We start from the raw sequence: 25,596 nt of genomic DNA on the forward strand, positions 1-25,596 counted from the left end.
ATCTATCTGAAAAGACTTTACCCCAACTTCCTGCTTGGTTATTTATATTAAAACGATAAAAACATCATGATTGAAAAACCAAAAGGACTTTTGGAAAATGAGTATTAATATTAAAAATAACGCTTCAAAATCAGTAATTTTTCAAAATACGGCTCAAGATTTTGAAGACTTTGCTGGTCAAGTTATTCCGTCAACCTCAATTAAAGAGTTTGATTTTTCACATTTATCTGTCGCGATTATTGGTACAAATCAAGATACTGTGACCCATCTTGAAAAAATCTGCCAACAAGCAAAATTTGTGACTGTATTCCAAATTACACCTCACTTTATTTTGCCCCATAGTCAAATGGGCACACATAAGTTAATTACGCATCCACTCATTATTAAAAACCGGAGATTATTTAACAATCGTGTAAAAAGTCTTTTGGCCTTACGTTTTCTTGAGACTCAAGTAAATGAAACATGGCTTAAGCGCCTTTTAACACCCAATACGGCAACGACTAAAAAAGTATTTTTTAAATCTGATAGTTATTATGCTGCACTCCAAAAATCTAACTGTAAATTACAAACTTGGCCTATTGTTAAGGTAACCAATACATCAATTCAAAGCATGGATGGTGTAGAGCAACCCGTCGACATCATTATCAGAATAACTACATAAAAATAAAAAGCATGGCTTTAGGCCATGCTTTTTCTCATTTACTCATATTTTTGCAAATTGCCATGATCATCGTAATGCAAAATAATGCGTTGTTTCTTTTGCAATTCACTCAAGATCTCGGGACTAACCGAAAATTGAGCTGCTAGTAATTCAACAGAACTATTCGGTGCTTTAGTCCGACGGTCTTCACCACTGAACCTAATCCAGTTATAACTCGCCCACAAAATTAAAATAAGCGCGCTAATTCCAATGAGTAATGCTAAATGAAGTAAGGTCTTAACTTCTGATAAATGATCGACCCAAACATAATCATAAATTAGATGCCCTTCAAAAACCCATAAAAACAGTGAAACCAATGGGAAAAGCAACCACATCAAACAAATCCACCCAATCGTTTGTAACGTATAGTTTGCTGTTTTATTTTTGACATATTCAGGTTGATCAATATATTCGGGGATATCTAAAGTCTCTATATCCTTGTTTTCCTCAGGTTTCATGGGTTATCTCCACGGAAGCCTCTATCTGGGCTTACCCAGCGAGCACGTTTCTTAGTGTTAAATAAAGTCTTTGGTACCGCTACAACACTAGTAAATAAAGTAAGTAACCAGAAAAACAAAGGATACCAAATGACCCAGAAATAATTTCTAAAAAAGCGGCTGCGGTCATAGCGTTGATCAATCCACAAACTAACCAAAAACTGGATTAAACATGTTCCGCCTAATATCACGCCGTACCACTGTGGCATCAGTGTTTTGATCTGCCATTGCAGAGGTAAGTCAACAAACAATCCCACAAAAAACAGAGTGAAGATCATAATCATCACATAAGACCAGATAATACTAACAAGAGCTTCAAGCATCACTGGCCACATACGACGTACGCGCAATTTGAACATTTGTGGAATATATTCTAAAAGAACCTCTACCCCACCTTGTGCCCAGCGAAGGCGCTGCTTCCATAGGCCTTTAAATGTCTCGGGCATATAGATATAGCAAAGCGCTTGCGGAATATACTGAATATCCCAATGGTCCAGCTGTAGCTTCCATGAAATATCAATATCTTCAGTAATTTTATCGTCAGACCAAAACCCGACTCGAACGAGCGCTGTTTTACGGAATGCGGCAATCACACCAGACACTGTAAAAATACGACCATATGTACGCTGTGCACGTTTAATTAAACCAATAATCGAAGAAAATTCGCCAACCTGTAATTTTCCTAAAATACTTGATCGGTTTAAAATTCGTGGATTCCCCGTTACAGCACCAATTCGCGGGAAGTTAATAAATGGTTGCATTAACCAAAGTACAGCATGCGGATGTAACAATGCATCCCCATCAATACAAACAAGATATTCGTATTTACTGACCAGTACTCCCGATCTTAAAGCTACAGCCTTACCCTGATTTTCTGCTAAGTGCACCACACGAAGTCGTGAATCTTGCGCTGACAATTCATCAAGGATTTCAGCTGTTCTATCACTACTTCCATCATTGACTGCAATCACTTCAAAATTAGGATATTTAGTTTGCAGTGCATAACGAATGGTTTGTCGTACCTGAGCTTCTTCGTTAAAACACGGAATAATGATACTGCACCCTTCGCTGGTTGGTTCGGGAAGCGTTTGTTCGCGGTATTCCCTTTTAAAAAAGAACCAAAGCCCTCCTACCATCCATGTCCAAGCCATGAGTAAAGGATATAAAAAGGCAAAAGCAAATAGAATATCGAGTAATACTCTCATTACTTTTTCCCCTCTACTAATCCAGCAAAAGGCTGATACATGACAGGGCTATAATTCAAACTAAGTGGATTATATAAATACTGATGTACATCTTTTGATTTTTCAAAACTATAGCCATCAATCCCGAACTTCTGGATCCCTGTTCGCTGAATCGAAAAGAGCCCTTGCTGTACTTCTTCCCAATTGGTCTTTGAAGCATTTTCTGGCAACACTAAAGTCAGCATAATTCTTTGCTTATCTTTTTCATTAAGCGTATTTAATAGTGCTAACACCTGATTAAATTGCTTTTTCTTGCCAATCATGTCGAACTTCAAATTGACCAAATCATGTTGCGATAAAAGTGTTTTTAAAAGTGCTGGTAGATTTTCTGCATGATCTAAATCAGGAGTAAGCAATAAAATAAACTGCCCTTGGTTACTCATATTTAAATAAGGCTTTACAGCTTTTTTGGTAAGTTGGCTGAGTTGAGCAAGATGTTTTGATTGTTCAATACAACTATTCTCTTGAGCGGTTACGGCTTGCATTTCGCAATTTAAAGATGTGCCCGCATTAAGCTGAATACCACTTAAATTACTATTTAAGCGTGCAATATCTTTTGCCAAATCTACTGCTAAAAATGGCTTATCTTTTTGAAGATAAGCAGGTAACTCTAATATTACCGCTTGACCCGCACGAGTTTGAGCCTGCCATAAACTACGGTTTAAAATATCTTGTTGAACAGGCATTTTATCTGTAGGGAAATAAGCAACATCATATTGCCCATCTCCATCTTTATCTTCCAAAGGTTTTAAGATTAAGGCATTGTTTTTTAAGCTGTATAGTTTTGATAACAACTGCCCTAATTTTTCATCTGTTTGGGTGTTTTGTGGCGCTGCTAACTGCTTTAAATCCATACTCACAAAGTGACGAGGCTGTTTAAATAAATCTGACTCTTCAAAATTTAAAATATTTAACATGCCTTCAGTGAGCTGTTCAGCTGTAGGGTTATTTATAACCAAGCTTCGTTTAAAAGTTGAATCACTCACCCGATTCATACCATCACGACCCAAACTGAAAGAAAACTCAAAGCCTGCCTGCTGCGCTAGTTTTTCCAGTTGCTCATTCACGGCGCCATAAGGCCAGATAATTGCTTTAGGATTAACGCCGACTTCTTTTTTCAAAGCTGCATAGGATTTTTTCAAATCTTGCAAAATACGTTGTTGATATTCTGCATCCGTTTCATAACGTGATTGCGATTTTAAATATGCATACGAAGTCGCAGCAGGTTGCTCATTGCCTTGAGGATTGGCCAATATGCCATGATGTAAATCGTCACTATGGCTTGCAAACTCAGCTAAACCAGAAGCTTGCATTTCACGAACTTGAGCCCAGTTCACCAAGTTACCTTGACCATAGGCTTCATAACCTGCCTGCGTATTGCCATTTATCCAACTGGTCGGAAGAGCAAAAACTGCCGGAATCTGATATTGCTTAAGTAATGGAAATACTCGGCTATAACTACTCAAAGCCCCATCATCAAAAGTAAGTAGAATAGAATTATGAGGCAATTCTTTACCTTGCTTACGAGCTTCCTCAATGTCTTTTAAACGAATCGGCTTCCAGTCAGATTGACTCAGCCAATCTAAAAACTGCGCCAGGTTATTGGTCTGAATCGCATAAACGTCACGGTCACCTTCCTTTAACACATCATCTCGCACATCATGAAAAGTTAAAGAAACCGTATGATTTTTTGGTAGTTCAGTTTCAATGCGGGCATGAGAAAATTGTACGGGTAATAATGTTGAAGCAAACACACAGCTCAACATTTTTGACATCATATTATTCATTAAAAACGCCCTTCAAATCCGAAAATACCGTAGGTATGCTGTTCATCATGACCATCGTATGGATGGTATTGCCAACCAATTCCATAATTGAGCTGCCAAGTCCGTGAGAGCTGCCATTGATGCTGATATTGCAGAGAGTATGTTGGTCTAGCCGAATAATCTGCTTGCTTATAGAGCCCCACTCCAGCTTCAAAATGCTGCTTAAATGAACGCTCATATTCTCGCCAAGTTACCCAGTCATGACTTAAATTTAACTCAGCACTGTAATGGTTGCTGGGGCTAAAGTAGGCAGTCTGATCTTGGCTATTGCTGCCATAAAATCCACGAACGGTCCCGTAGGTAATATGGTGCGGCGCATCAAATAATCGTTCGCGCCAAAAAGTCGAAAATTCTTGTTGTTTATTACCATCACTAATATCAGTTAGACCATAACTCGCCCCAATCTGACGTGACTCATCTTTTTGCCATGTCAAAGCAGCACGGTAAGCTTGTCCATCTTCACCAGCATCAATTGCCTGTAATGGAATATTAGCCTGACTGTCATATTGCAATTGATACTGCCAGTGGTCATTTAACCATTGCGACCAATCGAGACGAACACCTGCTTGTCCACCATCTGTACTTTGCGACAAAATTGCCGACAATGCCTTACGGTTTGCTTGCCACTCAGCACCGACACCATAACGTTGGTCATGTACATCACCAAAACCGTATTCTCCGTAACGATCTTGATGCCAAGCGAATAAACGATAATTATCTTTGATCCATGGACTATTCAGACGAGTTTCCATTTCACGATCTTTTAAACCATTCTGACCACTCACAGAATCGCTACTACTATCTGCCTTACTTTGCCCCCAAGTTGTTGAGTGAGAAATTGTCGGTCTATTGCGGTCATCTAACTCTTTTCGACTTTTAATTACTCCACCATCTTCAGGGTAATATTCCAAAAGACTTTCAGTATTTTTACGCCATTCTGGAATATCCCCTAAAGCCTGAGCATTTTGCATCTGGTTAATTCGAGTATCTTTGGCAACTGGAGTTAAACCATTTAAACGAGAAATAGTTTGCTTGGACTGTAGAGGTTTATCTCTCCAGCGTTCAACACGAGCCAGATTATTAATTAAACCTTCATTAGCAGGCGCAAGATCTACTTGTTTTTGAAAATGCTTTTCTGCTTGATCAAGATGATTTGCATAAGCTAAATGCATACCCTCTAAAGTAATATAGTCATCACGATCAGGATGACTTGTTTTGTCTACCCCTTTTGCCTGACTATATTTATACATCGGAACAAGTCGTTCAACCTCACTCAAAAATTGTTCAGCTTGTTTATATTTTTCTTGTTCAATATATGAATAGTACAGTCCAGTATATACCGTCATATCTGGATAGTTTTTTTCCGTAAGCAAGGTTTTAAAGGCAAGTTCAGCTTGCTGTGGCTGTCTTTCAGCTAAATAACTATCAGCTATTGCATGACGAATATAGGCAGGCAGTTTTTCTAAAGGTATATTTAATTTAGTAAATTGATCCAAGACTGTACGAGTACGCCCACGGAAATCTAACGCATATATATAGTCATAATGAAATCTTAAATAATTAGGGTCTGACGGTTGAATCAAAGGCTGCATTTGCTCGCCTTGCTTCAATACAGCATCAAGTTCAGCAAAGCCTTCACTATCGGACATGCCTTCTCGATTTAAATATTTGTAGCGAGCAATTGCGTTATTTACACGTTGAGAAAACTCACTCACTTGTAGCCAGTGTTGTAACGATTCTGTTTCTGCATTTTTATCGCTACCAAGCAATAACTGCTGAGCCTTGTTATAAGCCCCCACAGCCGCTAAGTCATAACTGTATTCTTGTAAAACTGCAAAAGACTTAGGCTGCTGCTTATATGCTTGTTCAATTGCAGATAAAGCATCTACAGGTAAATTGATAAGACGATAGGCATAAGCTATTTGCACGAGTTGATCAGTCTTCAAATTTTTACTATTAACTTGTGCTAACTGTGCTTTGGCTTTTACAACATCCTGAGCTTCAGCATATAAAACTGCTAACAAAATCTGCCCATCAAGTGTTTTTTGAATATTAAATTTATTCGACCAATCAATCGCATTTTTAAAGTGTTTAAAATCACGAAAATTACGTATTAAAGGTAACTGTCCATATTGTGGAAAAGTAACCGGATTAATATTTGCTAAATGCTGAGAAAAAGTTACTAGATCATTTTTTTCATTTGACATTACAACTAAATAATCAGCTAACAATTTTTGGTCATGCGGGTATTTATTTAGCAATTGATCCAGTTGAAATATTGCTTGGTGAGTTTGTCCAGTTTTATAAGTGTGAATAGCCTGCTCTCTCAATTCATCCACTTGAGCAGCATATAAATTGAGAGGCAAGATGTATACCAATGAAAAAACACATTTTTTTAGCATTTTGATAATCGGATAGTCCCATATCGAGGTGGGAAAGTATAATTAAAAACAAATAAATAATCACATAACATCAAAATAGTGTGATCTAGTTAACATTTTTGAATTATGGATTTTTTTTGATTGTTTTTTTAAAATATTTAGTAAAATTAAACAATTACCATTTTTAAGCACAATAAAATACATACACTTCTTTTCAATAGTATTATTTAAATTTACAAATGAGTTGCAAAAGAAGTACAGGTTTATAACCAATAAAAAACATTTAATAATGTTTGGTTTTATATTTAAAACTTTTATTTTTATTGTATTTATATTTTAAAAACCACTCAATTTATTTATAAATTAATATACATAAATCGAATGGTTAAAATAAGCAGTTGATTAAATTAACCAATACGACGTTTTAATCCTGTCATCTGCAAAACACGCGTTGAAATTTCTTCAATCGACATTTCAGTCACGTTTAAATATTTAATCCCTTCTGAAATATAGATTCCTTCAATTGCTCTAAGTTCCATTTGGCATTGACTAAAACTTGCATAACGACTATTAGCTTTACGCTCACTACGAATCGCAACTAATCGCTCAGCATCAATCATTAAACCAAACAATTTATTACGATGTGGTCTTAGTACTGCTGGTAAACGGTTATCATCCAAATCTTCTTCTGTTAATGGATAGTTTGCAACACGAATACCGAATTGAAGCGATAAGTAAATAGAAGTCGGTGTTTTCCCCGAACGAGAAACTCCAATTAAGATTAAATCGGCTTTATCATAATGGCGAGTACGTGCTCCATCATCATTATCAAGCGCAAAATGAACAGCATCAATACGGGCTTTATAAGACTCAGAATCAGTCACGGCATGTGTCTGTCCAACTAATGTAGTGGGTGGTGTACCTAGTTCTTGTTCTAATTTACTGATTAAACCTTCAAATACATCAAGATTAACTGCTTTAGCCGTATTAATGATTTCTCGCACGTGTGGATCAACTAAAGTATCAAATACTAAAGGCAGACAACCATCTTTGGTTTGACATCGATTAATCTCGACTACAATCTCCATTGCAGCCTCTTCGGTTGCAATATACGGCATGATATGAATATCAAAATCTACATTGGGAAATTGTGCTAATAACGAATGTCCAAGAGTCTCTGCAGTAATTGCAGTTCCATCAGAAATAAAAAAAACGCTTCGCTTAAATTGTTTACTTTCTGACATTAAAATTCTCCTTAAACATTTGTCTTAGTACTATATAATCTTTATAGTAAACTGATCTTACATGACTGTCGCTTAGTATAATTCTCAACTAAGCACTTTATTTTTATAATTTCATGCCAAGATAGACATTAATACTGCAAAAGTGGAGTGAAAACTTTGGAAGCGCGCGTAATCGGTCTAGAAAAATTAGGGAAACACGATGTCGAACTCGTAGGTGGGAAAAACTCATCTTTGGGTGAAATGATCAGTCATTTATCAAATGCTGGTGTATCGGTACCAGGCGGTTTTGCAACTACTGCTGATGCCTATCGTGAGTTCTTAGATCAAAGCGGTCTTAACGCTCGAATTCAAGCAGAACTTGCTCAACTCAATGTTGATGACGTAAATGCTCTTGCAGAAACAGGTGCTAAAATTCGTCAATGGATTGTAGAGACTCCACTCACTGCAAGCCTAGAACAAGAAATTCGCGCCGCTTTTACAACACTTTCTAACGGCAACCCAGAAATCGCGGTTGCCGTTCGTTCATCTGCAACTGCTGAAGATTTACCAGATGCTTCATTCGCAGGTCAGCAAGAAACTTTCTTGAATATTCGCGGTATTGATAACGTTCTTATTGCGATTAAAGAAGTATTTGCTTCTTTATATAATGACCGTGCAATTTCTTACCGTGTACATCAAGGTTTTGACCATGACGTCGTTGCACTTTCTGCAGGCGTTCAGCGTATGGTTCGTTCTGAAACTGGCGCTGCGGGTGTAATGTTTACACTTGATACCGAGTCTGGTTTCCGTGAAGTTGTATTTATTACCGCATCTTATGGTTTAGGTGAAATGGTTGTACAGGGTGCAGTTAACCCAGATGAATTTTACTTATCTAAACCATTATTAAATGCTGGTAGACATTCAGTTTTACGCCGCAACCTTGGTTCAAAACACCAGAAAATGATTTATGGTGAAGAAGGTTCTGCTGGTAAATCTGTTGTCGTTGTTGATGTTGAGAAACAAGAGCGCCAACAATTTGCTTTAAATGATCATGAGTTACAAGAACTAGCTAAACAAGCGCTTATTATTGAGCAGCACTACGGTGCGCCAATGGATATCGAATGGGCGAAAGATGGCGATGATGGTCAAATTTATATTGTTCAAGCTCGTCCTGAAACTGTAAAAAGCCGTCAAAATGTAGGCACAATGGAGCGCTATCTTCTTAAACAAAGAGGCACTGTTCTTTGTGAAGGTCGTTCAATTGGTCAACGTATTGGTTCTGGTAAAGTCCGCATTATTAGCTCAATTAAAGAAATGGACAAAGTTCAAGAAGGCGACGTTCTTGTATCAGATATGACCGACCCCGATTGGGAACCGGTAATGAAACGTGCCGCGGCAATTATTACTAACCGTGGCGGTCGTACATGTCACGCAGCAATTATTGCACGTGAACTTGGTGTACCCGCTATTGTAGGCTGTGGTAATGCAACAGAAGTATTGACTGATGGTCAAGAAGTAACTGTTTCTTGTGCTGAAGGTGATACGGGCTTCATCTACGAAGGCGCTTTAGATTTCGAAGTTCAGCGTAACTCAATTGAATCTATGCCTAAACTTTCGTTCAAAATTATGATGAACGTAGGTAACCCAGACCGCGCGTTTGACTTTGCTCAAATTCCAAATGAAGGTATTGGTCTTGCTCGTCTTGAGTTCATTATTAACCGTATGATCGGCGTGCATCCTAAAGCGCTACTCAACATTGATAGCCTACCTCGTGAAACTCGTGCTGCAGTTCTGACTCGTACTGCTGGTTATGCTTCACCTGTAGATTTCTATGTTGAAAAATTGGTTGAAGGTATTGCGACCCTTGCTGCTGCATTCGGTGACAAGCCAGTTATTGTTCGTATGTCTGACTTCAAATCAAATGAATATGCAAACTTGATTGGCGGTAAGTTATACGAACCTGAAGAAGAAAACCCAATGCTCGGTTTCCGCGGTGCAAGCCGTTATGTATCTGATAACTTCCGTGACTGTTTCGAATTAGAATGCCGTGCACTTAAGAAAGCTCGTGATGAAATGGGTCTAACCAATATTCAAATCATGATTCCTTTTGTACGTACCGTATCTGAAGCAAAACGCGTTATTGAGTTACTAGCACAAAATGGTTTGAGACGTGGTGAGAACGGCTTAAAAGTAATCATGATGTGTGAATTACCAACTAACGCCCTATTAGCTGAACAATTCCTAGAGCATTTCGATGGTTTCTCTATCGGTTCGAATGATTTAACTCAGTTAACACTAGGTCTTGACCGTGACTCAGGTATTGTTTCACACCTATTCGATGAGCGTGATGCAGCAGTTAAAGCACTTCTTTCAATGGCAATCCATGCCTGCCGTAAAGCGGGTAAATATGTAGGTATCTGTGGTCAAGGTCCTTCAGATCATCCCGATCTTGCAAAGTGGTTAATGGAACAAGGTATTGAGTCTGTTTCTCTTAACCCAGACTCAGTTTTAGATACATGGTTCTTCCTTGCTGAAGAAAAAATCAAACAAATCTAATATGTTATAAAAAAAGGCCCATCCGTGGGTCTTTTTTCATCTTTAGAACAGAGAATTTTTATTTATGCAAATTTACTTGGCACGTAATAATCAACAAGCTGGGCCTTACACCTTAGAGCAAGTAAATCAAATGTTGGCTAGCCAACAAATTTTGTTAACTGATTTAGCTTGGCATGAAGGCATGACAGAATGGAAAGCTTTAGGAGAATTAACCCAAGGTAAACTTGTATATCAACCTATCGGTTATTCTGCACCTGTCATAAACACAAACAGCTCATCTAATGAAACGATTCGTCAAATTCGTGTAGAGCCTAAAATTCACGAACTTGCCTCTATTCCATCTCGAGCTTTGGCAAAAATTATTGATTTATTGCTTTGGTTACCAATAGCTGCAATTCCTTCTTTTTTCTTTAATGAATCTCAGTATGAGCAATTATTTGAGTTGCAAAAACAAATGCAATCAACTGAAGTTGCTTCAACTAAAGCAGCAGAGCTACAACATCAACTTTTTACTTTAATTCCTATTGAAGCTTGGCATTCTATGCTTGTTTACGTCGTAATCATGCTTGCAATTCAAGCCTTTCTTTTAACAAAGTTTGGACAAAGTATAGGTAAGAAAATTGTTGGAATTAAAATTGTAGATGCCGAAAGCAATGGTAAAGTTAATTTAACTCGCATCTTCTTATTAAGAAGTATTGTTTTCATCATACTCAACTTGCTGTTTATGCCTATTAGTACAATTATTGACTATGCTTTTGCATTAGGGCAAAAGCGACAAGCGCTACATGACAAAATTGCAAGAACAAAAGTGATCAAATGATAGCGAATGACTCATTCATTTAAGGTCTAAAAAAAAAGGAGGTACCCCGCCTCCTTTTTTCTATAGAGAGTTGATATTTAAATAAAAGCTCTATAGAGATTAGATACCCTACAAAAAAAATCGGGTTTTAAAACAATTATTTCAGGCTACTTTATGTATAGCTTAGTTTGTCGATATGAGGCATAATGCCCTACAACGTAGCGGTGTCATATAATTGAGAAGTCTAAATTTAAGGATTAGCGTTCTCAATCATGCGACACTTTAATCGCTATCCCATATTTAATTAGGGAATGGGACTCTTCACCGAGGTTGTAAAATGAGACAAACGATTTTAGCTGTATTGTCTTTATCAACGCTTGCCGCACTTTTGACTGGGTGTGGTGGTGATATGGTACTTCTAAACTCTAAAGGTCCAGTTGGTCAAGGTCAAAGTGACCTTATGATGACTGCGATCTATTTAATGTTACTTGTGGTGATTCCTTCAATCATCATGGCATTATGGTTTGGTTGGAAATATCGCGCGTCAAATAAAGATGCAGACTATAAACCTACATGGGCACACTCAACTACAATTGAAGTTGTAGTATGGGGTATCCCTGTCATTATTATTGGTATTTTAGCTTGGTTAACTTGGTGGGGTTCCCACAAGTATGACCCATACCGTCCTTTAGAATCAGATAAAGCTCCTTTAACTATTCAAGTTGTTGCTGAACAGTTTAAATGGATCTTCATTTATCCTGAACAAAACATTGCAACAGTTAACGAAGTACGTTTCCCTGAAAAAACTCCGTTAAGCTTTAAAATCACCTCTAACTTTACAATGAACTCATTCTTCATTCCACAGTTAGGCGGCCAGATTTATGCAATGGCAGGTATGCAAACTCACCTTCATTTGTTAGCAAATGAAACTGGCGTATATCGTGGTTTCTCTTCTAACTACTCAGGTTATGGTTTCTCTCAAATGCGTTTCAAGGCGCATAGTGTTACAGAGCAACAATTCAACGAATGGGTAGCAGCTGTAAAAGCGGGTAATGGTTCTACTATTAATCCAGAAGCAGTTCAAAAAACTACGCTTGACCAAGCTGAATTAGCAACCTTACGTGATGGCGATCGTTCTAAACACCAAATCGAGCATTTAGTAAATCGTGCTAAAGCTGCTGGTGACGAAGAAGCGCTTGCTAAAGCTGAAGCTATGAAACCGTTCCCGACTAAGCCACACCCTGTGACTTATTACTCTTCAGTTGAACCAAAATTGTTTGAAACAATTATCAACCATTATATGAGTAACTATCATGGTGTTGACCACTCTGCTGCGCATGCAACAGCTGAACACGCTGCTCAAGGGGAATAAGACATGGATATGATTTTTGGTAAACTGGGTTGGGACTCTATCCCGACAGAGCCAATCGTGCTTGTCACCATGGTCCTTATGGCACTTGGTGCAATTGTTGTGCTTGGCGGTATCACCTATTTCAAAAAATGGGGATATTTGTGGAATGAGTGGTTTATTACGGTAGACCATAAAAAAATTGGTATCATGTACATTCTTGTATCTGTGGTCATGCTTTTGCGTGGTTTCGCCGATGCAATTATGATGCGTCTACAACTTTTCCTCGCTAAAGGCGGCGGCGAAGGTTATCTACATCCAGACCATTACGACCAGATCTTCACCGCACACGGTGTAATCATGATCTTCTTCGTAGCAATGGGTCTCGTTGTTGGTATGATGAACATCTCTGTACCTTTACAGATTGGTGCTCGTGACGTTGCATTCCCATTATTGAACTCGTTAAGCTTCTGGTTATTCGCTGGTGCTGCTGGTTTGATGATGCTTTCACTTGTATTAGGTGAATTTGCTGCGACTGGTTGGATGGCTTACCCTCCTCTGTCTGGCATTCAATATTCTCCTGGTGTAGGTGTTGACTACTATATCTGGGCACTTCAGGTTTCTGGTCTAGGTACGCTTTTATCTGGTGTTAACTTCTTCGTTACCATCATCAAAATGCGTGCACCTGGCATGAAATTGATGGATATGCCTATTTTTACGTGGACTTCACTTTGTACGGCTGTATTAATCATTGCATCGTTCCCTGTATTAACAGGTACACTTGCAATGTTAACTCTAGACCGTTACTTCGGCTTCCATTTCTTCACAAATGAGCTTGGCGGTAGCCCAATGCTTTATGTGAACTTGATCTGGACATGGGGTCACCCTGAAGTATATATCTTAGTATTACCAGCATTTGGTCTATACTCAGAAATCGTTGCAACCTTCTCTCGTAAAGCGTTGTTCGGTTACAAGTCTATGGTGTATGCAACTATCGCGATTACTGTTCTTGCGTTCGTTGTATGGCTTCACCACTTCTTTACCATGGGTGCTGGTGCGAACGTTAACGCGTTCTTCGGTATCATGACCATGGTTATTGCGATTCCTACTGGTGTGAAAATCTTCTCTTGGTTATTCACCATGTATAAAGGTCGCATCACCTTTACTACTCCAATGTTGTGGACGCTTGGCTTCCTTATAACATTTGGTATCGGTGGTTTAACTGGTGTACTTATGGCTGTTCCACCTGCGGACTTCCTTGTACACAACTCATTATTCTTGATCGCTCACTTCCATAACGTAATTATCGGTGGTGTGGTGTTTGGTATGTTTGCCGGCATCATTTACTACTGGCCAAAAATGTTTGGTTGGAAGCTCAATGAAGCATGGGGTAAAGCTGCGTTCTGGTTCTGGTTCTTCGGTTTCTATTTTGCATTCATGCCACTTTATATCCTTGGTTTCATGGGTATGACTCGTCGTTTGAATACATATGACAACCCAGAATGGGATCCTTACCTTGCAATTGCATTATTTGGTGCTGTTCTCGTTGCGATTGGTATTGCATGTTTCTTAATGCAAATCATTGTTGGTTTCTTACAACGCAAAGACAACATGGACCTTACAGGCGATCCATGGGATGCACGTACGCTTGAATGGGCGACTTCTTCCCCTGCTCCGTTCTATAACTTTGCGCATGAACCAGATGCAAGCGGTATTGACCGTTTCTGGACTGACAAAGAAAATGGTGTAGCATACGCACGTAACACTAAATATGAAGACATCCACATGCCGACTGATCGTGCTGCTGGTTTTGTCATTGCAATGTTCATTACGATCCTTGGCTTTGCACTCATTTGGCATATTTGGTGGCTTGTTGTTGTTTCATTCGTTTCAGCTGTTGTTAGCTTGATCGTAAGCTCATTCACTAAGAATGTTGATTACTATGTTCCGGCTGCTGAAGTTGAGCGTATTGAAAACGAACGCTATGCTTTACTTGAAAAACACTTGAAGAAGGACTAAGGAAATGGCTGAAGTACTTCATCACGACAACCACGGCCACGATGGTCATCATGAACATGATGATACCGACTTAACGGTCTTTGGTTTCTGGACATACTTGATGAGTGACTTGATTCTTTTCGGATCACTCTTCATTGCGTTCGCTGTATTAAGCAGTCATATTCCACCAGGAACTCCAAGTGCATATGACCTGTTCCATGACTCATTAGGCTACGTGTTAACTGAAACATTTGCCCTATTGATTTCATCGGTAACTTTCGGTTTTGCTGTACTTGCATCTTATAAAAAGAATGTAAATCAAGTCATCACTTGGTTATTTATTACATTCCTTTTTGGTGCAACGTTCATTGGAATGGAACTTTATGAGTTCCATCACCTTGTACATGAAGGTCATGGTCCAACTCACAGTGCATTCTTATCATCGTTCTTTACTTTGGTTGGTACACACGGTATCCACGTAACTTCTGGTTTAGTGTGGATGTTGGTCTTGATGTATCAAATCAAAACTAAAGGTTTGACATTACCGAATACACGTCGTCTAGCTTGCTTAAGCTTGTTCTGGCACTTCCTTGACATCGTTTGGATCTGTGTATTCAGCGTCGTTTACTTACTGGGAGTTCTCTAATGAGTAGTCATGACCATAATGCTGCAGGTGCGTCACACGGTAACTTTAAGCAATACACTGTTGGATTTATCCTTTCTGTTATCCTCACCATCATCCCGTTCGGGATGGTGATGGCTGGTGGTTTCAGTCGTGGCATCTTAGTTACAGTAATTGCAATCACTGCTGTTGCTCAGGTTCTTGTACAGCTTGTGTACTTCCTACACATGAATACATCATCTGAACAACGCTGGAATATGATTGCATTCATCTACACAATCTTATGTATCGCTGTACTTTTAATCGGTTCTGTGTGGATTATGAATTACCTTCACTACAATATGATGATCTAAACTGATTGTCATGTTGAAAAAATATCTATTCCTGACTAAACCAGGAATTCTCTTCGGTAATTTCATTACCACCTTGGGCGGCTTTTTCTTAGCCGCCCAAGGCTCTATAGACATCTTATTACTACTACTCACCTTACTTGGAACAACTTTAGTTGTAGCTTCTGGTTGTGTTGTAAATAATGTTATAGACCAAGATATCGATATCAAAATGCAGCGCACGCAAAACCGTGCATTGGTCAAAAAAACCATCTCTCCTACTGTTGCACTGATATATGCATTTGTTCTGGGATTTATCGGTTTTAGTATTTTGTGGTTCGGTGTAAATGCTTACGCTTTCTTGTTTGCAATAATTGGTTTTATTGTCTATGTCGGTTTTTATAGTTTGTGGACAAAACGTACCTCAATCCATCAAACCGTAATTGGTAGTATTTCCGGAGCGAGTCCTCCTGTTATTGGTTATACAGCAGTAACTCATCATTTTGATGTAGCCGCCTTACTTTTGTTTTTGGCTTATGCGCTATGGCAAATGCCACATTCATGGGCAATTGCTATTTATCGTTTTGACGATTACAAAAATGCGGGAATCCCCATTCTGCCAGTTGCACGCTCTATTTATCGCACGAAAGTAGAGTGTGTCATTTATATTCTGTTGTTTGCAGCCGTATTGAATGGTTTATATTGTTTTGGCTATACCAATATATTTTTCCTAATAACCTTTAATGCATTAACAGCATATTGGTTATATTTATCAATTATTGGATTTAAAGCTGAAAATGACCAACTTTGGGCTAAACGTTTTTTCCTTTACTCGGTCATATTAATCACCTTGTTAAGTTTGAGCTTTAGCTTTACCTATCAATCCCCTGCTCCAAATCTTCCTCTCTTTTAAATAAGGGAGGATTTCCTCCTTATAGTAAAGAAATTTTACTTTTCTCATCAAAAAATTTGTTTTTAGTCGAATTTTTACCTATAATTCACCCTTCGCAAATTTTGCGACATAACTTATTAAGTTATGACTCCTTGCTTCTAATTTTTTATTTATTAGGGGCTGTTTAAACCGTAAGGAGCTGACAATGCGTCATTACGAAATCGTACTTTTAGTACACCCAGATCAAAGCGATCAAGTTGTAGGTATGGTTGAACGCTATATCTCTCAGATCAAAGAAGCTGAAGGTCAAATTCACCGTTTAGAAGATTGGGGCCGTCGTCAATTGGCTTACCCAATTAACAAAATTCACAAAGCACACTACATTCTTATGAATGTTGAATGTGGTCAAACTACGCTTGATGAGCTAGAAGAATTATTCCGTTATAACGACGCGATCATTCGTAACCTTATCATCCGTCGTGAACACGCAATCACTGAAGAGTCATTGCTTGCTAAAAGTGCTGAAGAAAAGCGTGCGCGTAAAGCTCAACGCGAAGAAGCACAGCAAGTTACTCACGAAGCTGAATAAGGAGAACATCAATGGCACGTTTTTACCGTCGTCGCAAGTTCTGCCGCTTTACAGCTGAGAATGTTGTGTACATCGACTACAAAGATATCGACACTTTAAAACAGTACATCACTGAAAACGGCAAGATTGTTCCTAGCCGTATCACTGGTACTAAAGCTCGTTATCAACGTCAATTAGCACTTGCTATCAAACAAGCTCGCTATTTGTCTTTGATTCCGTACACTGACAACCATAAGTGAGGTGATCTGTGGACGTTATCTTATTACAACGCATTAAAAACCTTGGTAAATTAGGCGATAAAGTATCAGTTAAAGCTGGTTACGGCCGTAACTTCCTTATCCCTCAAGGTAAAGCAGTTGCAGCTACTGAAGCTAACACTGCTGCTTTCGAAGCTCGTCGCGCTGAACTTGAAAAGCAAGAAGCTGAAATTTTAGCTGCTGCTCAAGCACGTGCTGAACAATTGAATGAAGTTAACATCGTTATCACTGCTAAAGCTGGTGACGAAGGTAAACTCTTCGGTTCTATCGGTACTCGTGACATCGCTGACGCTTTAACGAATGCTGGTCTTACAGTTGACCGTGCAGAAGTTCGTTTACCGAATGGCGCGCTTCGTCACACTGGTGAATTCAACATCGCAATCCAATTGCATCATGATGTTGTTGCAGAAGTTCTCGTTACTATCGTATCTGAGTAATTTCTCATCAAAAAAAGAGCATGCTTTTGCATGCTCTTTTTTTATGTGCCCTATTTTTAAAATAAGATATATTAATTCCTGATCAGTTCTTTAGTTTAATTGGTTTTTTAATTAGGTAGTTTATTTAATTTTGTTTTAAGATAGTTCTCGGCCTCACAGGCTATTTGCGTACACCTTTCTTTATCATCAGGTCTAATTATGTCTCAGGCGAATGCCAGTTCTTTAACCCGTTCATCTCCAACAGAAAATAAGACGAGTGAATCAGGTCAACTTAAAGAGTTTCGCACTCCCCCACACAATTTAGCCATTGAGCAAGCTGTACTTGCTGCACTAATGACAGTTGCCGAATCTTTCGAGCAAGTTAGTGATATGTTAAAAGAAAATGATTTCTATGCGACTCGCCATAAATATATTTACCGTGCAATCGAAAAACTCGCACAAGAAAATTCACCTTATGATGCGGTCTTAGTTAGCGATTGGCTTTTAAAACAAAATTTACTTGATGCTATTGGTGGCGAAGAATATTTAATGCAGCTTATGGCTGACTCCCCATCAAGCTTCTATAACTTAGAAACTTATGCCACCAAAATTAAAGAGTTCTCTACGCTTCGTAGTATGATTAAAGTCAGTACTGAAATTTTACAAAATGCTTATGACACAAAAGGTCGAGGTGTTAGTGAAATTTTAGATCTAGCAGAAACCAGTATTTTCTCTTTAGCAGAACAGCACAATAACAATAAAAAAGATGCAGGCCCCAAATCTATTAGTTCTGTTACCGCCGATGTAATTAGTAAACTTGATGAACTCTCAAAACTAGATGGCAATATTACAGGTTTAACCACAGGTTTCTTAGAACTGGATAATAAAACATCTGGTATGCAAGCTGGTGACTTAATTATTGTTGCTGCACGTCCATCTATGGGTAAAACCACTTTCGCCATGAATTTGGTTGAAAGCGTTCTACAATATAACAAGCTACCCGCTCTAGTATTCTCGATGGAGATGCCAGCAGACTCAATTGCGATGCGTCTTATTTCTGCAATGGGTAAAGTTCACCAAGGGCATTTACGTTCGGGGAACTTAGATGCTGATGAATGGACCAAAGTTACTGGTACAATTTTGCAGCTTCAACAAATGCATTTGTATATTGATGACTCATCTGCCCTACCTCCAACGGAACTTCGTGCCCGTGCTCGACGCATTGCCAAAATGCATGATGGTAAAATCGGCTGTATCATGGTCGATTATTTACAGCTCATGAAAGTTCCTGGCATGGGTGATAACCGTGTGGGTGAGATTTCAGAAATTTCACGTAGCTTGAAAGCCTTAGCAAAAGAAATGCACTGCCCTGTTATCGCACTTTCCCAGCTTAACCGAAGTCTGGAAAACCGACCAAATAAACGCCCAGTAATGTCAGACTTACGTGAATCTGGTGCGATTGAGCAGGATGCCGACTTGATTATGTTTATTTACCGTGATGAGGTTTATAACAAAGAGTCGAAAGAAGCTGGTACCGCAGAGATTATTATTGGTAAACAGCGTAACGGCCCAATTGGTTCAGTTCGTCTTGCCTTTGAAGGTCAATATACTCGATTTAGTAATCTCTCTCCTGAGTATTACAGCCAATATGATGATGAAGAATAAACTCTATCTCTAGCCCAAAGGAGTAAATGAGGGTGCGCCAAGCAACAGTTTATATTGATCGCCATGCGCTTCAATATAATTTAAACCGTGTCAAACAACTCGCAGCAAATTCAAAAATTGTAAGTATGGTGAAAGCTAATGCTTACGGACATGGAATCAAAGACTGTTTAGCAGCCTTAAATGCCTCAGATGCCTTTGGCGTCGCCTGCCTACAAGAAGGTTTAGAAATTCGCGAACTTGGATTTCAACAACCTGTTACTTTAATTGAAGGGGCATTTTCTGAAGATGAAATGCCTATTGCAATTGAGCAAAAATTTGAATGTGTGATTCACCATCAACAGCAGTTTGAGTGGTTAATTAAACATAAGCAAGAATACATCGCTCAAGGCTTAAAAGTCTGGGTTAAGCTTAATAGCGGCATGAACCGTTTAGGATTTAAAGTTCCTGAAATTATTGAAGTCATTAAAACTTTAAAATCTGAAGGCTTTACCTGTGTACTAGCGATGCATTTCGCAAATGCAGATGTGGACCATCCACTCAATGAGCAACAAAAACAACAATTTTTACAGGTTAAGCAAGCTTGTGATCCTGTTTTAGCATCTTGCTGTAATTCTGCTGCTATTTATAAATGGCCAGAATTACATTTTGACTATGTTCGCCCGGGCATTATGCTTTACGGCGCTTCGCCTTTTGCAGATAAAACAGTACATGATCTTGAGCTAAAACCAGTCATGTCCTTTACAGCAGAAGTGATTGCATTGAATCACATTCAAGCTGGAGAACATGTAGGTTATGGTTCAACCTTCTGTGCGCAACAAAAAATGGATATTGCAATAGTTTCTATTGGCTATGGTGACGGATATCCGAGAGCTTATATTAAACAAAATTATGTAGCGATTAATGGGCAATTATGTCCTGTAGTCGGCAGAGTCAGCATGGATATGCTTGCAATTGACGTTACAGCTATTCAAGTTAAATTAGGTTCTCAAGTCGAACTTTGGGGAGCACATCGTCTAGTTGATGATGTCGCCGATGCAAACGGAACAATAGGATATGAATTACTCTGTCGCTTAAGTAATCGCCCTATTCGTAAAAGCAGTTAAATAGTAAAATATAAAAAAATCCAAGCATGCTTGGATTTTTTTTATCAGCTTTTAAAAATTTTATCGCCAGTAATCATCAGTCGGTTTTGGCAATTCTTGCAAACCACGGCGTAAAGTATCGGACCATTGCTTACTAATTTGTGAAAAATACGGATCATCTTCGGTAATTCGCTTACCCACCGGAATAATGAAACTATCTTTATTGTAAACCAATGCATCAAGCGGCAAGCCAACAGAAACATTTGAGCGCAAGGTTGAATCAAAAGAAATCAGGCTACAACGTAATGCATCATCTAGCGGCATCGCATAATATAGGGCACGATCCAAAATAGGTTTTCCGTATTTGCTTTCTCCTATTTGAAAATAGGGTGTATCCGTAGTTGCACAAATAAAATTACCTTGCGGATAGACATTATAAAGCTGCATTTCACCGCCTTTAATTTGCCCACCTATTAAAATACTACACGCATAATTCATTTGTTCTTGAGTGTCTGAACTAATATCCTCTAAAACACTTTTTAAGGTTTTACCAATCAGTTCAGCCGCCTCAAACATCGTATTGACACTATATAAGTTAGGTTCTTGCTGCAAAGTGAGAGCATTTTGCAAATGACCTATAACAGCTTGTGTGGTCGCCAAATTACCTGCTGTTTGTAAAGCCATGAAACGCTCTCCGGTAACGCCGAAAGTATGCAATTTTCGGAACACAGAAATATGATCAACTCCTGCATTAGTTCTCGTGTCACTAATAAACACTAAACCTTGTTCCAATCTAAGCGCACAACAATAGGTCATTTCATTCTCTTTACATTCAACATGCCAACACCTGAACCACAGACATCATGTTTTCCACCCCACCTTGCTCTCTTACACCACGAATTGGTGCCACATCAAGATAGTCACGGCCTACTGCAAGGTAGATATGATGTTTGGGTGTAAACAACTGATTGCTTACATCAAAACAATACCACTGATTTTCTAAAAATACTTCCGCCCAAGCGTGACTGGCAAGGTGCGGATAGTTTTGATCAAATAGATAACCAGAAACATAACGTGCTGGTAATTGTAGCGCACGACACATCGCAATTAAAACATGAGCATGATCTTGGCATACACCCTGTCCAGCATGAAATGCTTCAGTTGCAGTTGTCTGAACCGAAGTACTTTCAGGCTGATAGAGTATTTTCTGCAAAATATGTTCACTTAATAATGCAATATGCTGTCGGTCTTTGACCACCACAATATTTTTAGCAAAGTCCAACATTGCCAAATCACATCGGGTTGCACTTGTCATCTGCAAAAACAAATTTGTCGGTGTAGATAGATTTACACAACCTAGCTCTACATTTTGAAGTTCAATGATTCCTTGAGCCATAAATGTAAGATGTTGGTATTGATAACGCTGGCTAGCTGTCATCCATACATTGTTAAATATGTCCCTTTTTATCGTTTTGTCACCCGGCACGCTAATCGCCCAATTCATAACATGTTGATGCGGTGATGTTTGAGGCATCATTTTAATATACTGAATACTGTTTTGAGCAGTTTCAGTATAGCTATAATGCGTTTGATGATTAACCATCAATTTCATAATCAGACCTCAAACATATTTTCCAGCTGCTGTGTAAAAGTATAATAAGCGTCCCACGTTAGCTGATGCTTTAGTACTTGCCAATTTTGATCTATATTCTCCCAACCTAAGCTAACAAGCCGTTGCACCACAACATCTAGCTCTGACACGAGGCCTGATAAATCTTGCCCAAAACGTAGTTCTATATCAAATTGCTCTATTTTTTGACCTAAATGCAGAAATAAACAAACATCTTCATTCTCCGCTTCTAGTATATGAGTACATTGTTCAACAGCTTTTCTCAGAGCCTCAGGTTGGGCTTGAAGCGTGTTAATCACATTATTTAATTCTGCATAAGCATTTGATGACAATATACCTCTTAGTTCCTGAATATTATCTTTAGCAATAACGAGCTGGTTCAGTAATGAAAATGTTTGCTTCTTGTCTAACATATAGTGATTTAGTAATTCAGCATTTTCTATTACCAAACCAAATGCTGCTGCAAATTTTGTTGCTTTCTCATCTTGTGTAAAGGGTAAATGAGAGGCTGCAAATTTAACTCGCATTAAATATCGACCCAACCAATATATTTGATGCGCACTCGAATTGAGTAAAACCATAAAGTTCCTCTTTAACCCACAATTAGGAATGTAATGTTTCAACCACCCATGTATCTTTTATGCCGCCACCTTGGGACGAATTTACGACTAAAGAGCCAGCCTGCATGGCCACTCGCGTTAAGCCACCCGGCACTATTTCTGTACGATAAGGTGAACTCAATACAAATGGACGTAAGTCAATATGACGTTCAGCCACCCCAGATGTAGTTAAAGTTGGAGCAACAGATAAGGCCAAGGTAGGTTGTGCAATGTACATATGAGGTGTGGCGATCAATTTTTTTCTAAAGTCATCAATTTCACACGAACTTGCTTTAGGCCCAATTAACATGCCATAACCACCTGAACCCTGTGCTTCTTTAACAACTAATTGGTCCAGATTAGAAAGTACATAATCTAAGTGTTCATCTTTACGGCACTGGTAAGTAGGTACATTTTTTAGAATTGGTGTTTCACCCAAATAATATTGAATCATTTGATCCACATAAGGATAAATAGATTTATCATCAGCCACACCTGTTCCAGGCGCATTTGCTATAACAACATTTTTTTGCAAATAAGCAGACATAAGGCCTGCTACACCTAAAGCACTGTCTGGTCGAAATGCTAACGGATCCAGAAAATCATCATCTAAACGGCGATAAATTACGTCTACTTTTTGACGCCCACGAATCGTTTTAACAAAAACTTGATCATTTTCTACAAATAAATCCCGATTCGTAACCAGTGGCACCTCCATTTCACGTGCTAAAAAAGCATGCTCATAGTAAGCACTGTTAAAACGTCCCGGTGTTAGCACCACAATAAAAGGTCTGTCCGCAGGTGAATTCTCCTGCAATATTTCTTTTAAAAGTTTTGGATAATGTTCAATTCCCTGTAAATTATTGGTTGCACATAGTTCCGGCATCAATTCTTGGCTAATTTTTCGGCTTTCGATCATATAAGACACGCCAGAAGGTGTTCTTAAATTATCCTCCAATACAAAAAATTCTCCCTCGCCATCACGGATAATATCAATTCCGCTAATTTGTGAATAAATTTTACCTTTCAAAGAGTGTTTAAGCATATGTGGCTGAAAAGCATCATTTCCCATAATTTGCTCTTCGGGAACGAGCTGTTCTTTTAAAATATGTTGTCCATGATAAATATCATCTAAAAAGTAATTTAAAGCTTTAACGCGCTGTGCACAGCCCGAAGCTATTTTCTCCCACTGTTTTTTTTCAATCACCCTTGGAATTAAATCAAAAGGAATTGTTCGCTCTGCACCTTCTTTATCAGCATATACGTTAAAAGTAATGCCGTGATAAAGAAAATGTTGCTTCGCTTGAGCATTCAATTCTTTTAATTCATCTAAAGTACGGATACTCAACCATTGCTCAATTTTTTTAGAAGCCGCACCATTTGATGTTACATCATCAAGCATCTCATTAAAAAACTGTGATTTTAGCTGCTCAAATAGATTGGTTTGTACGGAAATATGTTCTAAAAAAGAGGTTGGGTTAATTATTGCCTTAGTCGTCTGCTCTTGTATAAAAAAATCATTATCTATATGTAATTCATGCTCTTGTTCTGACATAACCACCTCGTCTTATCATTTATCTATATTTCATTTTTAAATAAGCAATTTCAGTGCCATTTATATATCTTTAATATTTTTACGATGCTTTTTTATAACTTTCTTCTTCTAAATCTTAACATCGATTGTAAAAGGACCTATAAACCGAATCTGACAAACTTGCTAAATGTGTAAAGATTTTTTATTGTGTTGACACCAAAGCAGTTGGATATAGATGTATTACGCTTATGTCTGTAATAGAAAAAGAAACTTCAAATAGTTTATATCGCCAATGGCAGATTTTATCTCGCCTCCCTACCGGTAAATGGATCGGGACGCGGGAGTTACAGGAAATGCTTGAACGTGAAGGTATTGATATCAGTTTAAGGACTATTCAGCGTGATTTAAATCAAATTGCTCAGCGCTTTCCAATAGAAAGTAATAAGGCTGTACCTCAGGGCTGGCGGTGGCAATCCGATGCGCCTATTCAGAGCTTACCTCACATGACTAGCTCTCAGGCAGTAACATTTATGATGGTTGAGGAGCATCTTAAACACTTACTTCCACCAAGTCTGCTTGATGAGATGGGGCCTTGGTTTGATTTGGCTAAACGCAGTCTCTCTACACAAAATAATGTTAGGCAATGGATTAACCGAGTACGCATCGTACCAGCCAGCCAACCTCTTATCCCGCCTGTAGTCGATCGAAATGCTCAACAAGCAATTTATGAAGGTCTACTCCAAGACAAACAAATAGAATGTATTTATCGGGCACGAGTTAATCAGGGCGAGGACAAAACCTATATTTTAAATCCTTTGGCTTTGGTACAAAAAGGTGCGGTAATTTATTTAATTTGCACCCGACATGACAAAACTGAAGTTCAAACATTTGCCTTGCACCGTTTTAAATCAGCAAAAGTCTTAGATAGTCGAGCACTACATCCTGTCAATTTTGATATTGATTATTATATCGATTCAGGCGCTTTAGGCTTTAGAGTGGACTACAAGCAGCCAACTGAGTCAATTCAACTCACATTAACCATGACAGAGCAAACTGCTAGAACTTTCTATGAAAGTCAGTTAAGTAAAGACCAAACTATAATTCCACTTGAAGAAAATATTGTAGAAGTTACAGCGACCGTACCTTTTACATCTCAACTGGTGTGGTGGTTGCGTAGTTTTGGCAAGAAGTTACTGCATATCGAGCCTATACAAGTACACAATGCTGTACGAGAAATTGAATCTGAGAATAAATAGATATAAAAAAGAGAACCATAAGGTTCTCTTTAGATTTTGAATTATAATTTTCTTAATTTTATATTGGCTCTTATATTTATACTTGTTTTCAGATCAATGTGTTCTCCCCCTACAAAACTGACCTGCTCTTTCTTTTGCGCTATTTTGAACATA

General features: G+C 38.5%; 23 protein-coding genes. 14 read left to right on the forward strand and 9 right to left on the reverse strand.

What is annotated here, in order from left to right; all coding sequences use genetic code 11:
- Window positions 1-97 precede the first annotated feature (97 nt).
- Window positions 98-661 (forward strand): flavoprotein, encoded by a 564-nt coding sequence (locus ACPF64_RS16040; RefSeq protein WP_426454495.1) that lies wholly within the window; start codon window positions 98-100, stop codon window positions 659-661.
- 38 nt (window positions 662-699) lie between these two features.
- On the opposite strand, the gene pgaD is transcribed toward ACPF64_RS16040, so the two are convergent.
- From pgaD to ppsR, 5 genes are all read right to left on the reverse strand, one after another.
- Window positions 700-1,158 carry a poly-beta-1,6-N-acetyl-D-glucosamine biosynthesis protein PgaD gene (pgaD, locus tag ACPF64_RS16045; RefSeq protein ID WP_005039615.1) on the reverse strand — a complete coding sequence of 153 codons (459 nt, stop codon included), beginning with the start codon at window positions 1,156-1,158 and terminating at the stop codon, window positions 700-702.
- Window positions 1,155-2,402, reverse strand: a complete 1,248-nt coding sequence (gene pgaC / locus ACPF64_RS16050; RefSeq protein WP_270902639.1) for a poly-beta-1,6-N-acetyl-D-glucosamine synthase — start codon at window positions 2,400-2,402, stop codon at window positions 1,155-1,157. The genes pgaD and pgaC overlap by 4 nt, the downstream gene beginning before the upstream one ends.
- Complete coding sequence (gene pgaB / locus ACPF64_RS16055) at window positions 2,402-4,228, reverse strand: poly-beta-1,6-N-acetyl-D-glucosamine N-deacetylase PgaB (protein WP_426454498.1); 1,827 nt, start codon at window positions 4,226-4,228, stop codon at window positions 2,402-2,404. The genes pgaC and pgaB overlap by 1 nt, the downstream gene beginning before the upstream one ends.
- Window positions 4,228-6,669, reverse strand: a complete 2,442-nt coding sequence (gene pgaA / locus ACPF64_RS16060) for a poly-beta-1,6 N-acetyl-D-glucosamine export porin PgaA (protein ID WP_426454500.1) — start codon at window positions 6,667-6,669, stop codon at window positions 4,228-4,230. Before pgaA ends, pgaB begins: the two co-directional genes overlap by 1 nt.
- 386 nt (window positions 6,670-7,055) lie before the next feature.
- The gene (ppsR, locus tag ACPF64_RS16065; RefSeq protein WP_003652470.1) at window positions 7,056-7,892 is read right to left on the reverse strand and encodes a posphoenolpyruvate synthetase regulatory kinase/phosphorylase PpsR; all 837 of its coding nucleotides are present in this window, start codon (window positions 7,890-7,892) and stop codon (window positions 7,056-7,058) included.
- A 147-nt stretch (window positions 7,893-8,039) separates the two neighbouring features.
- Between ppsR and ppsA the strand changes: the two genes are divergently transcribed.
- From ppsA to alr, 12 genes are all read left to right on the forward strand, one after another.
- On the forward strand, window positions 8,040-10,427 hold the full coding sequence (gene ppsA, locus ACPF64_RS16070) for a phosphoenolpyruvate synthase (protein WP_171066174.1): 2,388 nt from the start codon (window positions 8,040-8,042) through the stop codon (window positions 10,425-10,427).
- 64 nt (window positions 10,428-10,491) lie between these two features.
- On the forward strand, window positions 10,492-11,247 hold the full coding sequence (locus tag ACPF64_RS16075) for an RDD family protein (RefSeq protein WP_426454503.1): 756 nt from the start codon (window positions 10,492-10,494) through the stop codon (window positions 11,245-11,247).
- Between the two features lie 316 nt (window positions 11,248-11,563).
- Window positions 11,564-12,598 carry a ubiquinol oxidase subunit II gene (gene cyoA / locus ACPF64_RS16080; protein WP_004643323.1) on the forward strand — a complete coding sequence of 345 codons (1,035 nt, stop codon included), beginning with the start codon at window positions 11,564-11,566 and terminating at the stop codon, window positions 12,596-12,598.
- A gap of 3 nt (window positions 12,599-12,601) precedes the next feature.
- Window positions 12,602-14,593 carry a cytochrome o ubiquinol oxidase subunit I gene (gene cyoB / locus ACPF64_RS16085; protein WP_003652474.1) on the forward strand — a complete coding sequence of 664 codons (1,992 nt, stop codon included), beginning with the start codon at window positions 12,602-12,604 and terminating at the stop codon, window positions 14,591-14,593.
- Between the two features lie 4 nt (window positions 14,594-14,597).
- Window positions 14,598-15,218: a cytochrome o ubiquinol oxidase subunit III gene (cyoC, locus tag ACPF64_RS16090; RefSeq protein ID WP_004643324.1), complete on the forward strand. Its 621-nt coding sequence runs from the start codon at window positions 14,598-14,600 to the stop codon at window positions 15,216-15,218.
- Window positions 15,218-15,547 carry a cytochrome o ubiquinol oxidase subunit IV gene (locus ACPF64_RS16095; RefSeq protein ID WP_005039594.1) on the forward strand — a complete coding sequence of 110 codons (330 nt, stop codon included), beginning with the start codon at window positions 15,218-15,220 and terminating at the stop codon, window positions 15,545-15,547. Before cyoC ends, ACPF64_RS16095 begins: the two co-directional genes overlap by 1 nt.
- Window positions 15,548-15,557: 10 nt before the next feature.
- Entirely contained in the window at window positions 15,558-16,436 is an 879-nt protein-coding gene (cyoE, locus tag ACPF64_RS16100) for a heme o synthase (protein WP_004643327.1), read from the forward strand.
- 184 nt (window positions 16,437-16,620) lie between these two features.
- Window positions 16,621-17,004 carry a 30S ribosomal protein S6 gene (gene rpsF / locus ACPF64_RS16105; protein ID WP_003652481.1) on the forward strand — a complete coding sequence of 128 codons (384 nt, stop codon included), beginning with the start codon at window positions 16,621-16,623 and terminating at the stop codon, window positions 17,002-17,004.
- Between the two features lie 11 nt (window positions 17,005-17,015).
- Window positions 17,016-17,243: a 30S ribosomal protein S18 gene (gene rpsR / locus ACPF64_RS16110; protein WP_004791454.1), complete on the forward strand. Its 228-nt coding sequence runs from the start codon at window positions 17,016-17,018 to the stop codon at window positions 17,241-17,243.
- Between the two features lie 8 nt (window positions 17,244-17,251).
- Entirely contained in the window at window positions 17,252-17,698 is a 447-nt protein-coding gene (gene rplI, locus ACPF64_RS16115) for a 50S ribosomal protein L9 (protein ID WP_004700828.1), read from the forward strand.
- A 198-nt stretch (window positions 17,699-17,896) separates the two neighbouring features.
- Window positions 17,897-19,342, forward strand: a complete 1,446-nt coding sequence (gene dnaB, locus ACPF64_RS16120) for a replicative DNA helicase (protein ID WP_005039587.1) — start codon at window positions 17,897-17,899, stop codon at window positions 19,340-19,342.
- A gap of 32 nt (window positions 19,343-19,374) precedes the next feature.
- The gene (gene alr, locus ACPF64_RS16125; protein WP_205468905.1) at window positions 19,375-20,445 is read left to right on the forward strand and encodes an alanine racemase; all 1,071 of its coding nucleotides are present in this window, start codon (window positions 19,375-19,377) and stop codon (window positions 20,443-20,445) included.
- Between the two features lie 60 nt (window positions 20,446-20,505).
- Here the strand turns inward: alr and ACPF64_RS16130 are convergent, their stop codons facing one another.
- The 4 genes from ACPF64_RS16130 to ACPF64_RS16145 are packed head-to-tail and all read right to left on the reverse strand — an operon-like array spanning window position 20,506 to window position 24,208.
- Window positions 20,506-21,240: a proteasome-type protease gene (locus ACPF64_RS16130; protein WP_005039584.1), complete on the reverse strand. Its 735-nt coding sequence runs from the start codon at window positions 21,238-21,240 to the stop codon at window positions 20,506-20,508.
- A gap of 16 nt (window positions 21,241-21,256) precedes the next feature.
- Window positions 21,257-22,036: a transglutaminase family protein gene (locus tag ACPF64_RS16135; protein ID WP_004643331.1), complete on the reverse strand. Its 780-nt coding sequence runs from the start codon at window positions 22,034-22,036 to the stop codon at window positions 21,257-21,259.
- 2 nt (window positions 22,037-22,038) lie between these two features.
- Window positions 22,039-22,635, reverse strand: a complete 597-nt coding sequence (locus ACPF64_RS16140) for an alpha-E domain-containing protein (protein ID WP_045430497.1) — start codon at window positions 22,633-22,635, stop codon at window positions 22,039-22,041.
- Window positions 22,636-22,657: 22 nt separating this feature from the next.
- A complete protein-coding gene (locus tag ACPF64_RS16145) occupies window positions 22,658-24,208 on the reverse strand; it encodes a circularly permuted type 2 ATP-grasp protein (protein ID WP_426454511.1) in 1,551 nt (516 codons plus the stop codon).
- A gap of 227 nt (window positions 24,209-24,435) precedes the next feature.
- On the opposite strand from ACPF64_RS16145, the gene ACPF64_RS16150 reads away from it, so the two are divergent.
- Window positions 24,436-25,443 carry a helix-turn-helix transcriptional regulator gene (locus ACPF64_RS16150; RefSeq protein ID WP_426454513.1) on the forward strand — a complete coding sequence of 336 codons (1,008 nt, stop codon included), beginning with the start codon at window positions 24,436-24,438 and terminating at the stop codon, window positions 25,441-25,443.
- Window positions 25,444-25,596: the final 153 nt, after the last annotated feature.

The organism is Acinetobacter sp. KB005 (genome assembly GCF_049949095.1).
In the GTDB taxonomy this organism is placed as follows: domain Bacteria; phylum Pseudomonadota; class Gammaproteobacteria; order Pseudomonadales; family Moraxellaceae; genus Acinetobacter; species Acinetobacter calcoaceticus.